Origin of the sequence: Pseudonocardia lacus, from assembly GCF_018531445.1 — a bacterium.
Taxonomy (GTDB): Bacteria; Actinomycetota; Actinomycetes; order Mycobacteriales; family Pseudonocardiaceae; genus Pseudonocardia; species Pseudonocardia lacus.
Genome location: NZ_JAHDTH010000219.1, coordinates 1 through 13,711, shown reverse-complemented (window position 1 = coordinate 13,711; position 13,711 = coordinate 1). Strand labels below are relative to the sequence as shown.

Below are 13,711 nucleotides of genomic sequence, written 5' to 3'. Positions count from 1 at the left end.
CACCCGGGCCGCGAACTCGGCCTCCACGCGCCCGCCGCCCGGCGGGACGCCCCCGAACCCGTCCGGCGGGCCGAACGGGTACTCGGCCAGCCGCCCGGCCCGGTGCGCCGCGGCCAGCTCGACCAGGGCCAGCGGGTTGCCGGCCGCCTCCCGCAGCAGCAGGTCGCGGACGTGGCCGGGCAGGTCGCCCGCGTGCTCGCCCAGCACCGCGCGGGCGGCGTCGTCGTCGAGCCGGCGCAGGGCCAGCTCCGGCAGGCCGGAGGCGCGGAAGCCGCCGTCGTCGCGGGCCGCGAACAGCATCGCCACCGACTCGGCGGCCAGCCGGCGCGCGACGAACGCCAGCACCTCGACGGTGGCGCGGTCGAACCAGTGCACGTCGTCGACGAGGCAGAGCACCGGTCGCCGCTCCGCCAGTTCGGCCAGCAGCGTGAGCAGCGCCAGCCCCACCAGGTGGCGGTCGGCGGGCGGCTGCCCGGGGGCGCCCCGACCCAGCGCCGCGCGCAGGGCGTCGGCCTGCGCCGGGGCCAGCGCCGCGGTCTCGGCGTCGCCCACCCCGCGCAGCAGCAGTTGCAGCCCGGCGAACGGGAGCTCGGCCTCGGCCTGCACCCCGGTCCCGGAAAGCACCCGCATACCGGCCGCCGCGGCGCCCGCCTCGGCCAGCAGCGCCGACTTCCCGATGCCGGCCTCCCCCGTCAGCACCAGCGCGGCGCCCGTCCCGGAGCGGGCGGAGTCCAGCAGCCCCAGCACGGTGGCGACCTCCGCCGAGCGACCCGCCAACGCCGGCCCGGACCCCACCGCCAGCAGCGTCATGCCGCGACCCGGCGCCCGGCGGGCACCAGCAGCGCGGCCAGCCCGACCAGCGTCACCGCCCCGAGCACCAGTACCCCCGTGCGGAAGCCGGCGAGGCCGCCGCCGGCCAGCGTCCAGCACAGCGCGACCACGCCCGGCGCGACGCTGGTCGCCAGCGTCCTGGCGGTCATCGCGATGCCCCCGGCGGTGCCCTCCAGCCCCGCGGGCGCCGCGGCGAGGGTGGCGGCGTTGATCGCCGGGTTGAACAGCCCGGCGCCGACGCCGAGCACCGCGAGCCGCCACGCCAGCCCGACGGGGCCCGCGTCCGGGCCCACGGTGAGCATCAGGGCCAACCCGACGACGCTGACGAGGCTGCCCAGCACCGCCACCACGCGCGTGCCGAAGCGGTCGGAGAGCGCGCCGGCCAGCGGCGAGACGGGGGCGACGGCTCCGGCGAAGAACAGCAGCACGGTGCCGGTGACCGCCGGGCTGCCGCGCAGGACGTCGGAGACGTAGAACGGCAGCAGGAACGCGACCAGGCCGATCGTGAAGCTGGCCGCCAGCAGCGCCACCAGCACCGGGCCGAACGCCCGTCCGCGGATCATCGCGACGACCGGCGCCGAGCCGCGCAGCCGCGTCCAGCCCCACGCGGCCGCCACGGCGACGACGACCAGCCCGCCGGCGGCCGGCGGCACGTCGTCGACGAGGTCGACGGCCAGCATGAGCGCGCACACCGCGCCGCCGAGCAGCACCGACTCGCCCAGCAGGCTCCGACCGGGCCGGGGCAGGCCGCGCGCGTCGCTGGGGAGGGTGCGCAGGGCGACCCAGGCCACCACGGCGAGCAGCGGCAGCTTCATCAGGAACACGCCGCGCCAGTCGAACGCCCCGGCGACGAGCCCGCCGAGCGGCGCCCCGATGACCCCGCCCACGGTCATGATCGTGATGATGAAGCCGATGGCCCGCCCGCGCTGCTCCGGCCGCACGCTGACCATGACGATCGGCATGTACACCGCCACCACCAGCGACGCGGCCAGCCCCTGCAGCAGCCGGCCGACGATCACCATCCAGAACGCCGGCGCGACCGCGGTCAGCACGCTCGCCACCCCGACGCCCACCATCGCGGCCACCAGCGCCGCCCGGGCGCTCGCGCCGTCGGCCCAGCGGCCGGCCGGGATGGAGACCGCCGCCATCGGCAGCGCGTAGCCGAGCAGCACCCAGGCCGTGGTGGCCGGGGCGATGCCCAGGTCGAGCGCCATGCCGGGCAGCGTCACGGCGGTGATCGTCATCTCCGCGGTGACCACGAACATGGCCAGGCCGAGGGCGACGACGGGCGCCCACCTGGTGCGCTGCTGGGTCGGTTCCGTGGCGGTCACATCCATGCCCTGGACGCTAAGAGCTGAAGCCAGCTTGAGGTCAAGGCCGGCTTCACGCCGCGTACGGGCGGGTGGCGCGGGCGGTGCGCAGGGCGCCGCCCCACCACGCCAGCTGGTCGAGCATGGTCTTGGCGGCCACCCGGCAGCCCTCGGGGTCCAGCGGCCGCCGGTCGGGCCCGAAGCGCTCCCACGCGCCGTGGAAGCTGACCGTGTCGCGCACGGTGACCGAGTGCGTCTCGGCGAAGACCGCGCGCAGGTGCTCGACCGCGCGCAGCCCGCCGGACATCCCGCCGTAGGAGACGAAGGCGACGGGCTTGGCCCGCCACTGCGGCCCGTGCCAGTCGATCACGGTCTTCAGCGGGGCCGGGAAGCTGTGGTTGTACTCGGGGGTGACCACGACGAACGCGTCGGCCGCGGCGATGCGGGGCGTCACGGCCGCCACCGGGTCCGGCGGCGCGGTGCCGAAGGCGGTGAGCCGGTCGGGCAGACCGGCCGCGGCGAGGTCGAGGACGTCGACGTCCATGTCGGTGCGGACGGCCACCTCACCGACGAACCACTCGGCGACGGTCGGTCCGAACCGGCCGTCGCGGGTGCTGCCGATGATCACCATCACGCGGAGCGGGTTCTCGTCCATGCGGTCTCCTCCGGGTCGTCGCGGACGCGGACGACGCTAGGGAGGTCGCTGGGCGCGGTACTCCGCCTGTTGCCGGGGGCGGGCCGGGCGCGGCACGCCCCGCCCCCGGCCCGCACCGGTTCCGCGGAGGCGGCAGTACCGTGGTTCTTGGGGGGAGCGAGCGGGTGGTCGGTCAGGCGGAGTGGTGCAGCCGCACGACGCCGACCGTCACGTCTTCGAGACCGCCGCGGTCGAAGTCGTGCCGCAAGCGATCGGCCTTGATCGTTGCCGTCAGCCCGTCGAACGGGCCGTGGGCGTCGACCTCCCCGGTCTGGGGGTCGACGGCGAGCACGACGTAACCGTCGCACTGAGTGAGTTTCTCGGCGGCCGCGACCAGGGTCGCGTCACCGGAGCTCGTGGAATCCGGCACTGGGTCACCTCCTGTTCTCCTAGTACAGCGCTGGGAGGCTGCTCGGCGTGACAATCTGGCGGCCAGACCACCCGTTCGGGCCAGGTGAATCTGTCCGTTGATCACGAGCGGTGCCGACGACCGGACGGTCGGCACATGATCCGGTGGCCGCGGTTCTGCAGCGTGCCGCCGCTGGCACTCCGCGTAGCAACGGCGCCCGCGGTGCCTTCCCGGCTGCCGCGGGAGCGCCCGTCGAGTCCCTCGCGGGGACCGCCTCCGACACCGCCCCGCTGGCGAGGCGCTCGTCGGGGCGATCCGCACGGTGAATCGATCCCGATCGACGGGCTGTCGTACGGCCGCGCGATGTGCGTCCCCGCGGCTCACCGGGGCGACCGCGAGCCCGCCCGTACGACGCCGAGCGGGGCGCGCGGGCCCCTCCAGCCGTCACCCAATGGTTGTTCGACCGTTTGCCGCAGCCGACTCGCACGCCGGCTCGTACGCCGGGCCCGCACACCGGGGCCGGCGCCGCACGGCGTACGACCACGCGGGACGGGGGTGGGTGGGCGGGGTGGGTACTAGCCTCCCGGGCATGGACGTCCTGGTCGTCGACCATCCCCTCGCCAAGGCCCGGCTGTCGACGATGCGCGACGCCCGCACCGACAACGCTGCCTTCCGCGCCGCCCTCGACGATCTCACCCTCATGCTGATCTACGAGGCCACCCGCGACGCCCCGGTGGCGACCGGGCCGCTGCACACCCCGGTCGCCCGCACGACCGGCTACCGGCTGGCCAACCCGCCGCTGCTGGTCCCGGTGCTGCGGGCCGGGCTGGGCATGGCCGACGCCGCGTTCGGCCTGATGCCCGAGGCGCAGATGGGTTTCGTCGGGATCGCCCGCGACGAGGAGAGCCACCAGCCCAAGCCGTACATGGAGTCGCTGCCCGAGTCGCTGGCCGGCCGGCCGGTATTCGTGCTCGACCCGATGCTGGCCACCGGCGGCTCCATGGCCCACGCCATCGGCCTGCTGACCGAGCGCGGCGCCACCGACGTGACGGCGATCTGCGTGCTGGCGGCCCCCGAGGGCATCGCGCACCTGCGCGACTCCGGCCTGCCGGTGCGGGTGGTGACGGCCAGCGTGGACGAGCGGCTCAACGACTCGGCCTACATCGTCCCCGGCCTCGGCGACGCCGGCGACCGCCAGTTCGGCGCCGTCTGACTCCGCCCACCACTCCCCTCCCATCCACACCCCTCCCCACCCCGCCCGAGTTCAGGAAAGCCACGATGCTGCCCTCAGAGGGCAGCATCGTGGCTTTCCTGAACTCCCGGGGGTGGGGGGGTCAGGGCTGGGGGGCGGCGGGGCGCCAGGCGTCGACGACGGCCCGCAGCGCCTTCTCGAACAGCCCGTCCGCCCCGGGCGGCAGGAACCCCCGCAGCTGCAGGGCGACCCAGCCGTGCACCGTCGCCCACAGCGTCACCGACGCCGCGACGGGGTCGGTGTCGGCGCGCAGCGCCCGCTGCTCCACGGCCCGCCCGACGAACTCCCGCAGCGGCCCGAGCGCCGTCCCGGTGGCCGTGCGGGCCTCGGCCGCGGCCGGGAGCACGGTGGCGCCCTCGAACATCACCGCGAACAGGTGCGGGTCGGCGAGCGCGCCCTCGCGGTAGGCGGAGGCCAGCCGGACGAGGTCCTCGACGCTGTCGGCTCCGGGGCGGACGGCGGCGAGGTGCTGGCCCAGCCGGGCGAAGGCGTCGTCGAACAGGGCGGTCAGCAGGCCGCGCTTGCCGCCGAAGAGCGAGTAGACGGCGGTCGTCGACGTGCCGCACCCGGCGGCGAGCGTGCGCAGGCTCAGCGCGGGGGCGCCGTGGGTGGACAGGGTGGCGCGGGCCTGGGTGAGCAGCTTGGTGCGCAGTGCCTCGTCGTGCACGCGGGGGCGGGGCATGGTGGCCGGCTCCTCCTTCGCGCGGGTCGTGCGGGAGACAGTGCTACAGGTCCGCCGCCCCCGCACGACCGGGGTCGAGCAGCGCGGAGACGGTGGCGCGCAGCTCGCCGAGCCGGTCGGCCGCCCGGACCCGGGCGGAGGCCAGGTTGTCGTCGACCACGGGCTCGACGACCTGCAGGTACGCCTTGAGCTTCGGCTCGGTGCCGGAGGGTCGCACGACCAGCCGCTCGCGCTCGCGGCGCAGCACCAGCACGTCGGGCGCGGGGAACGCGACCTCCCAGCCGGACGGGGGGTGATCGCGCAGCCGTGCGACGGCGGCGTCGCGGGCGGCCGGGGCGAGCCGCACGGAGACGCCCTCCGTGCGGTGCACGCCGTGGGCGCGGGCGAGCTCGTCGAGGCGGTCGTCGATCGTGCGGCCGTCGGCGGCGAGCCCCGCGGCGAGGTCGCACGCGAGCACGGCGGCGGCGATGCCGTCCTTGTCGCGGACGGTGTCGGGGTCGACGCAGTAGCCGAGCGCCTCCTCGTAGCCGTACACGAGGCCGGGCCCGCCCCGCACGATCCACTTGAACCCGGTGAGCGTCTCGGCGTAGCGGGCGCCGTGCGCCTCGGCCACGGCGCGCAGCATCTCCCCGGAGACGACGGTGGTCGCCACCAGCGGATCGGTGTACCCGCCCGCGCGCAGCAGGTGGTCGCCGAGCAGGACGCCGGTCTCGTCGCCGGTGAGCATCCGCCAGCGCCCGGCCGCGGTCGGGACGGCCAGCGCACAGCGGTCGGCGTCGGGGTCGAGCGCGACGGCGAGGTCGGCGCCCGCCTCGGCGGCCAGCGCGAGCAGCGCGTCGGTGGCGCCGGGCTCCTCGGGGTTCGGGAAGCCGACGGTCGGGAACGCGGGGTCGGGCTCGGCCTGCGAGGCGACGACGTGCACGTCGTCGAATCCGGCGCGGCGCAGCGCCTCGACGGCCGTCGCGCCGCCGACGCCGTGCAGCGGGGTCAGCGCCACCCGCAGCCCGCGCGCCGCGCCGCGGGGGAGGCGGGCCACCCGCTCCAGGTACCGATCGGTGACGTCGACGGTCCGGACGTCGCCGCCGACCGGGATCGCCGCCGCCCCGGGGGCCGCGGCGATGGCGGCCTCGATCTCGGTGTCCGACGGCGGCGCGAGCTGGGCGCCGTCGGCGAGGTAGACCTTGTAGCCGTTGTCGGCCGGCGGGTTGTGCGACGCGGTGATCTGCACCCCGGCGACGGCCCCCAGCTCCCGCACGGCGAACGCCAGCACGGGGGTGGGCAGCGGGCCGGGCAGCACCCGCACCGCGAAGCCCGCCCCGGCCAGCACCCCGGCCGCCGCCTCGGCGAACTCGGTCGAGCCGCGCCGCGCGTCGCGGCCGACCACGACGGTGCCGCGCTCGCCGCGCCCGGTGAGCCAGGCGGCCAGCCCGGCCGTGGTCCGCCGGACGACGGCCACGTTCATCCCGGCCGGCCCGGCCCGCACCGGCCCGCGCAGCCCGGCGGTGCCGAACCGCAGCGGGCCGGACATCCGGTCGGCCAGCTCGACGGCGGCCGCCGAGTCGGCGACCGCGGCCGTGACGAGCCGGGTGAGCTCGTCCCGGGTGGCGGGGTCGGGGTCGTCGGCGACCCAGCGCAGCGCGGCCCCGCGCACCGAGGTCCCCTGGCTCACGACCCGACCCGGGCGATCAGCTCGCGCAGCAGCTCACCCATCCGCCCGGCCGACGCCCGACCCGCCGCCAGCACCTCCTCGTGGTCCAGCGGCTGCCCGGTCATCCCGGCGGCCAGGTTCGTGACCAGGGACAGGCCGAACACCTCGAGGCCGAGCGCCCTGGCCTCGATGGCCTCCAGCACCGTCGACATGCCCACCAGGTCGGCGCCCAGCCCCCGCAGCATGCGGATCTCGGCGGGCGTCTCGAAGTGCGGGCCGGGCAGCCCGGCGTAGACGCCCTCGGCGAGCCCGGGGTCGATCTCGCGGGCCAGTGCGCGCAGCCGCGGCGAGTACAGGTCGGTCAGGTCGGTGAACCGCGGCCCGACGAGCGGGGACCTGGCGAGCAGGTTGAGGTGGTCGCTGATCAGCACCGGCTCGCCGACCCGCATGCCCTCCCGGATGCCGCCGGCGGCGTTGGTCAGCACGATCGTGCGGCAGCCCGCGGCCGCCGCCGTGCGCACGCCGTGCACCACGGCGTCGGTGCCGTGGCCCTCGTAGAGGTGGGTGCGCCCGAGCAGCACCAGCACCCGGCTCCCGGCCACCGCGACCGAGCGGACGGTGCCGCCGTGGCCCTGCACCGACGGCGGGACGAAGCCGGGCAGGTCGGCCACGGCGACCTCGTGCGCGGGCTCGCCGATGAGGTCGGCCGCCGGGCGCCAACCGGAACCGAGGACGACGGCGACGTCGTGCGTCGCCGCGCCCGTCGCGGCGGCCAGTGCCCGCGCGGCGGCGGCCGCGGAGTCCGGGACGACCTCGGGTTCGGCGGCGGGGTTCGGGTCCGTGCTCATGGGCGGAGCGTAGGACACCCCTTCCGCCGTCGGCGTGACGCGGACCTGGTCAGCCGGTCGTGGCGACGAAGCCGGAGGAGAGCTTGTCGAACAGCTCCGCGGACCGCTCGCCCGCGGTGTCGGTCGGCACGGTCAGCGTGATGATCCAGAACTCGCCCGACGCCGTCGGCACCACCCGCCGCCAGGAGGCGCGCTCGTCGTTGGTGAAGGTCAGCTCCCGGCTGCCGTCGCCGCGGTCGGTGACCGGGGAGGGCTCGGAGTCGCGCCTGGTCAGCGCCTCCTGCTCGGTGGCGACCCGTTCGATGGCCAACTCCTCGGAGTGGTCCGGGCTGACGAACGACGCGGTCGGCGTGCCCGGCTCGCGGCCGGTCGGGTCGGCCTCCCAGCCGCGCGGCACCTGCACGGTGTAGCCGACGAGCGGGTCGTTGTGGGTGCTCATCGCGACGCCGGCGCTGGTGACGTTCAGCGTGGTCCACAACGACTGGCCGCCCACCGTCCGGGTGATGCTCCACCCCAGGAATGCGCCGATCAGCACGGCGACCGCACCCGCCGCGATCAACATCCACGTCGTCCGGGTCTCGTTCGCCCGCTGCCGCGACGACGAGCGCCGCGGCACCGGCTCGACGAGGTCGGTCGGCCGGGACGACGACGTCGCCGACACCCGCGCGAGAGCGCCCGGCAGCGGGCCGGGGTTGGGCGCCAGCGGCGGGGGCGACGACGACACCCTCGCCTGGGCGCCGGTGGGGGCGGGCGGCAGCAGCGCGGCCGCGGCCCCGGTGAACTCCGCGCGCCCGCCGTTGTAGGTGGGGGTCTCCGCGCGCGGTGCGGCCTGCCGCCGCATCTGGGTGCTGGCCTGCGCGCGCCCCGGCGACGGGCCCTGGTTCGGCAGCCCGCCGATGGCCAGCGCGGCCATCGTCGGCGCGTCCGGCGAGCCGGGGTAGACCGGGTCGTCCGGGTCGTCGATCAGCGGGCGCAGCCGGGAGCGGACCTCCTCCAGGGTGATCCGGGCGTCCGGGTCCTTGACCATCAACAGGGTGATGACGTCGGCGACCGGCCCGATGCTGCGCACGCGCGGCACGTCGCCGTCGACGACCTCGGTGATCGTGGAGACCGGGTCGCCGTGCACGTCGTAGGGCGGGCGGCCCTCGACGGCGGCGAACAGCGTCGCGCCCAGGCCCCACAGGTCGGCGGCCGGCGTGACGGCCTGGCCCGCGGCCACCTCGGGCGCGATGTAGGCCGGCGAGCCCAGCACCAGCCCGACGCTGGTCATCGGGGCGTCGGCGACGTTGCGGGCGATGCCGAAGTCGGTGAGCTTGACCCGGCCGTCGTCGGCGACCAGCACGTTGCCCGGCTTGACGTCGCGGTGGGTGATGCCGGCCCGGTGCGCGGCCCGCAGCCCGCCCGCGGTGGCGTAGCCGACGACGGCGGCCTGGGCGGGCGAGAGCGCGCCCTGCTCGCCGATCATGGTCGCCAGGTTGCGGGACTGGACGAGCTCCAGCACCACCATCGGGTCACCGTCGACCTCGACCACGTCGAACACGGTGATGATGTTGGGATGGGAGAGCCCACCCAACGCCCGCGCCTCGCGCATGATGCGCTCGCGGGCCTCCACGGCCTCGTGCGTCGGCACGCCGGCCGGGATCTTGAGCTCCTTGATCGCCACCCGGCGCTGGAGCACGTCGTCGAATCCGGACCACACCGTGCCCATGGCGCCGCTGCCGAGCAGCCCTGCCACCCGGTAGCGGCCACCGATGAGGCGCTGCTGGCCGTCCCTCAGGCTGGACACCCCCCTATTCTCACCAGCGCCCGTTCACCGAGCGTCGCCACCCCCCATGAACGCCCCCGACCGGGTGCGAGCTGGTCGCGTTCGGCGCCGCCGTACGGGGTACCCGGGACGATGGCAAGCCGGTTGGTGCGACGAGCGGCGCGGACGCCCGCTCGGCGCGAGTGGGCGGGACCGTTCGCCCCCGAGGGTCCGCCCGCCCGCAGCAGATCCGCAACCCCTCGCCGAGGAATCCGCTGTGGACCTCGATTTGGGTTGGTACACCGCCGAGCGGGTGAGCACCATTGGCCGATGCACGACGAAGCTGCGACGGCGCCGCCGTCGCCCACCGAGGTCGGTGAGGTCCGGTGACTCTGCTGGATGCGCACACCGACCTCGTGGAACCCAGCGGACCGACCGTCGCCGATCTCGGCGCCGGCAGTGGTCCGGCCTGGTTGGACGCCTGGCTGGCGGCCAACACCGGCGAGGTCGTCGCGACCCGCCGGTCACTGCACGCCAACCCGGAACTGGGTCGGCAGGAGCGCCGCACGACCGAGCTGGTGGCCGGTCGCCTGATGGCCGTCGGGCTCGAGCCGCGCACGCTCCCCTCGGGCACCGGCCTGGTGTGTGACATCGGCTACGGCGACCGCTGCGTGGCCCTGCGCGCCGACCTCGACGCGCTGCCCCTCGCCGAGGACACCGATCTGCCGTTCGCGTCCACCGTGGACGGCGTCATGCACGCCTGCGGGCACGACGCGCACACCGCCATCGTGCTCGGCGCCGGCCTCGCGCTGGCGTCAGCGCCCGCGCTGCCCGGCCGCGTCCGGCTGATCTTCCAGCCCGCCGAGGAGGTCCAGCCCGGCGGCGCGCTCGACATGGTCGCCGACGGCGCCATGGAGGGCGTGCAGCGCATCTTCGCGCTGCACTGCGACCCGCGGCTGGCCGTCGGCAAGGTCGGCACCCGGGTGGGCCCGATCACCTCGGCCTGCGACCTGCTGGAGGTCCGGCTCAAGTCGCCGGGCGGGCACACCGCCCGCCCGCACCTGACCGCCGACCTGGTCGAGGCACTCGGCCTGCTGATCACGCAGCTGCCGCTGATGCTCACCCGCCAGGTCGACCCGCGCTCGGGCACCGTGCTCGTCTGGGGCGCGGTGCAGGCGGGCGAGGCGGCCAACGCCATCCCGCAGTACGGCGTCCTGCGCGGCACCCTGCGCACCGCCGACCACGCCACCTGGGGCGAGCTGGAGGGCAAGATCCGGATGTTGGTCGAGCAGCTGCTGGCGCCCACCGGCGTCAGCTACGAGCTCGAGCACGTCCGCGGCGTCCCGCCGGTGGTCAACGAGGCCGTCAGCGCCGGGATCCTGGCCGACTCGGCCATCACCATCCTGGGCCCGGACGCGGCCACCAGCACCGAGCAGTCCAGCGGCGGCGAGGACTTCGCCTGGTACCTGGAGCACGTCCCGGGCGCCATGGCCCGGCTGGGCGTGTGGCCCGGGCACGGTCCGATGCGCGACATCCACCAGCCGACGTTCGACCTGGACGAGCGGGCGCTGCCGTTCGGCGTCCGGGTGCTGACCCAGGCCGCGCTCGCCGCCCTGACGACCCCGTAGCGGGCTCGTGAGCGGGTGTCGCGGTCAGGACCGCGACACCCACTCACGGCCCGGGAGCAGGGCCTTCCCGGCGGCCAAAGCCGCGCACAGCTCGACGGGCGCCCGCCGCAGCGGGCGGTCAGACCGACTTGCTGCTGGGGCGGGTGCGCAGCGCCGAGACGTAGTCGTCGGGGGCGCCGGCCTGCTCGGCGGCGTCGGCGATCACCCCGAGGTAGCGCGCCGACGGCAGGCCGCCCTCGTAGGCGTCCAGCACGTACACCCAGGCCAGCGCGTCGCCGTCGAGGGTGTGCACGCGCAGCCGGAGCTTCTTGTGCAGCCCCAGCTCACCACCCTCCCAGCGGTCGAGCTGGGCGGCGTCCAGGTCGGACACGTCGTAGAGGACGACGAAGACCTGGGAGCCGGGCTCCTCGACGATCGTGGAGAGCGCGCCCTCCCAGGCGTAGTCCTCCCCGCCGAAGGTCAACCGCCAGCCCATGAGCCACCCGGTGCCGGTCATCGGGGAGTGCGGAGCGCGCTCCTTCATCTGCGCGGGGTCCATGTTCGACCCGTAGGCGGCGTAGAGGGGCACCGGGACAGCGTAATGCGAGCGCCTCCGCGTACCGTGATCGGGGAAGTAGGACGGCCTGAGGAGGCGTGCGTCGGGTGGCGCGAATCGTGATCATGGGCGGTGGACCGGCCGGTTACGAGGCCGCGCTGGTGGCGGCCCAGCACGGCAGCGACGTCACCGTCGTCGAGCGCGACGGCATGGGCGGGGCCTGCGTCCTGGACGACTGCGTGCCGTCCAAGACGTTCATCTCATCGGCCGGCATCCGGGTCGACCTGCACCGGGCCCCCGAGCTCGGGCTGGTCGCCGACCGCCAGGCGGTCGCCGTCGACCTGCCGACGGTCAACCAGCGGGTCAAGGCGCTCGCCCTGGCCCAGTCCGCCGACGTGCGGGCGCGCGTGGAGCGCGAGGGCGTGCGGATCATCCGGGGCACCGCGTCGTTCGGCGGCGAGCCGCTGCCGGGCGCGGTGCACACGGTGCACGCCGAGACCGCCGACGGCGCCCACGAGGCGCTGCCCGCCGACGTCGTCCTGATCGCCACCGGCGCCACCCCGCGCGTCCTCGACGACGCCCGCCCCGACGGCGAGCGCATCCTGAACTGGCGCCAGCTCTACGACCTGCCCGAACTGCCCGAGCACCTGGTGGTGATCGGGTCCGGGGTCACCGGCGCCGAGTTCGTCTCCGCGTACGTGGAGATGGGCGCCCGGGTCACCCTGGTCTCCAGCCGCGACCGGGTGCTGCCCGGCGAGGACGCCGACGCCTCCGCCGTCCTGCAGGACGTGTTCGCCGACCGCGGCGTCGAGATCCTCGCCCAGGCCAGGGCCGACTCCGTCCACCGCGAGGGCGACGGCGTCGTGGTCACCCTCGCCGACGGCCGCACCGTCACCGGCTCGCACGCGCTGATGACGGTCGGCTCGGTGCCCAACACCGGCGACCTCGGCCTGGACAAGATCGGCGTCGAGGTCGGGCGCGGCGGCTTCATCCCGGTCGACCGCGTCTCCCGCACGAGCGTCCCCGGCGTCTACGCCGCAGGCGACTGCACCGGCGTGCTGATGCTGGCCTCGGTCGCCGCGATGCAGGGCCGCATCGCCATGTGGCACGCCCTCGGCGAAGGCGTCGCGCCGATCAAGCTCAAGACCGTCGCCGCGGCCGTGTTCACCCGCCCCGAGATCGCCACCGTCGGCATCAGCCAGAAGGCGATCGACGCCGGCGAGGTGCCCGCCCGGACGATCATGCTGCCGCTGTCCACCAACCCGCGGGCCAAGATGCAGGGCCTGCGCCGCGGCTTCGTGAAGCTGTTCTGCCGCCCGGCCACCGGTGTGGTGATCGGCGGGGTGGTGGTGGCCCCGGTGGCCAGCGAGCTGATCCTGCCGATCGCGATGGCGGTGCAGAACGGCCTCAGCGTCGCCGACCTGGCCCACACGTTCTCGGTCTACCCGTCGCTGTCGGGCTCGATCACCGAGGCCGCCCGCCAACTGATGCGCCACGGCGACCTTGACTAACCCCCTTCCGTCGAGAACGAACTTGTCGTGATCAACAGGCCCTGTTGATCACGACAACGTCGTTCTCGACGGGGTGGTTGCGCTCGTTTCGCGCCGGCGCGGGGTTCTTGGGTGCGCCGTGCGGGCCGACGCGACGGCAGGGGAGCACCTTGGGAGGGGTGTGGGCGCTGCGCGCGCCCACCGGGGCCGAGCCCGGCTCGGCTCGCCGCGCTGCACGCCGCCTCGCCGGCCGTCCTCGCAGCAGCAGCGTGGGCTCGCAGCGCCGGGCGCGTGCTCGCAACCCGCCGGCGCGCTGCGACAACCCAGCCAGCGCTGCGAGGCCACGCCAGCGCTGCGAGGCCACGCCAGCGCTGCGAGGCCACGCCAGCCCTGCGAGGCCCCACCAGCGCTGCGCGACCACCCCAACCGGCGTCCTCGCAGCACCGGGTGTGGGCTCGCAACCCGCCGGCGCGCTGCGACAACTCAGCCAGCGCTGCGACGGCCCCCGCCAGCGCTGCGCGACCACCCCAGCGCTGCGATCCCCCACCAGCGCTGCGCGACCACCCCAGCGCTGCGATCCCCCACCAGCGCTGCGCGACCACCCCAACCGGCGTCCTCGCAGCACCGGGTGTGGGCTCGCAACCCGCCGGCGCGCTGCGACAACTCAGCCAGCGCTGCGACGGCCCCCGCCAGCGCTGCG

Annotated in this window: 12 protein-coding genes; 3 read left to right on the top strand and 9 right to left on the bottom strand. The window is 75.7% G+C overall.

The window, feature by feature from the left end; genetic code table 11:
• From KIK08_RS32415 to KIK08_RS32400, 4 genes are all read right to left on the bottom strand, one after another.
• Window positions 1-810, bottom strand: an 810-nt coding sequence (locus tag KIK08_RS32415; RefSeq protein WP_214407129.1) for an AAA family ATPase, incomplete at its 3' end; no start/stop codon positions are given.
• Window positions 807-2,168, bottom strand: a complete 1,362-nt coding sequence (locus KIK08_RS32410; protein ID WP_214407128.1) for an MFS transporter — start codon at window positions 2,166-2,168, stop codon at window positions 807-809. The genes KIK08_RS32410 and KIK08_RS32415, both read right to left, overlap by 4 nt.
• Window positions 2,169-2,214: 46 nt before the next feature.
• On the bottom strand, window positions 2,215-2,796 hold the full coding sequence (locus KIK08_RS32405) for an NADPH-dependent FMN reductase (RefSeq protein WP_214407127.1): 582 nt from the start codon (window positions 2,794-2,796) through the stop codon (window positions 2,215-2,217).
• A 172-nt stretch (window positions 2,797-2,968) separates the two neighbouring features.
• Window positions 2,969-3,205, bottom strand: coding sequence for a hypothetical protein (locus tag KIK08_RS32400; RefSeq protein ID WP_214407126.1), 237 nt, complete (start codon window positions 3,203-3,205; stop codon window positions 2,969-2,971).
• Between the two features lie 568 nt (window positions 3,206-3,773).
• Here KIK08_RS32400 and upp point away from each other — a divergent pair.
• Window positions 3,774-4,397, top strand: a complete 624-nt coding sequence (gene upp / locus KIK08_RS32395) for a uracil phosphoribosyltransferase (protein ID WP_214407125.1) — start codon at window positions 3,774-3,776, stop codon at window positions 4,395-4,397.
• Window positions 4,398-4,518: 121 nt separating this feature from the next.
• Here the strand turns inward: upp and KIK08_RS32390 are convergent, their stop codons facing one another.
• Genes KIK08_RS32390 through KIK08_RS32375 form a run of 4 tightly spaced genes read right to left on the bottom strand, consistent with a single transcriptional unit; the run spans window position 4,519 to window position 9,400 of the window.
• Complete coding sequence (locus tag KIK08_RS32390) at window positions 4,519-5,118, bottom strand: TetR/AcrR family transcriptional regulator (protein ID WP_214407124.1); 600 nt, start codon at window positions 5,116-5,118, stop codon at window positions 4,519-4,521.
• Window positions 5,119-5,161: 43 nt separating this feature from the next.
• Window positions 5,162-6,787: a phospho-sugar mutase gene (locus KIK08_RS32385; protein ID WP_214407123.1), complete on the bottom strand. Its 1,626-nt coding sequence runs from the start codon at window positions 6,785-6,787 to the stop codon at window positions 5,162-5,164.
• Window positions 6,784-7,614 (bottom strand): purine-nucleoside phosphorylase, encoded by an 831-nt coding sequence (locus KIK08_RS32380; RefSeq protein ID WP_214407122.1) that lies wholly within the window; start codon window positions 7,612-7,614, stop codon window positions 6,784-6,786. The genes KIK08_RS32385 and KIK08_RS32380 overlap by 4 nt, the downstream gene beginning before the upstream one ends.
• A 49-nt stretch (window positions 7,615-7,663) precedes the next feature.
• Window positions 7,664-9,400: a serine/threonine-protein kinase gene (locus tag KIK08_RS32375; protein WP_308258030.1), complete on the bottom strand. Its 1,737-nt coding sequence runs from the start codon at window positions 9,398-9,400 to the stop codon at window positions 7,664-7,666.
• 344 nt (window positions 9,401-9,744) lie between these two features.
• On the opposite strand from KIK08_RS32375, the gene KIK08_RS32370 reads away from it, so the two are divergent.
• Window positions 9,745-10,986 (top strand): M20 family metallopeptidase, encoded by a 1,242-nt coding sequence (locus KIK08_RS32370; protein WP_214407121.1) that lies wholly within the window; start codon window positions 9,745-9,747, stop codon window positions 10,984-10,986.
• Window positions 10,987-11,104: 118 nt separating this feature from the next.
• Here KIK08_RS32370 and KIK08_RS32365 read toward each other — a convergent pair whose 3' ends face one another.
• Entirely contained in the window at window positions 11,105-11,554 is a 450-nt protein-coding gene (locus tag KIK08_RS32365; protein ID WP_214407120.1) for a gamma-glutamylcyclotransferase family protein, read from the bottom strand.
• A gap of 74 nt (window positions 11,555-11,628) precedes the next feature.
• Between KIK08_RS32365 and KIK08_RS32360 the strand changes: the two genes are divergently transcribed.
• Window positions 11,629-13,032, top strand: coding sequence for an NAD(P)H-quinone dehydrogenase (locus KIK08_RS32360; protein ID WP_214407119.1), 1,404 nt, complete (start codon window positions 11,629-11,631; stop codon window positions 13,030-13,032).
• Window positions 13,033-13,711 lie beyond the last annotated feature (679 nt).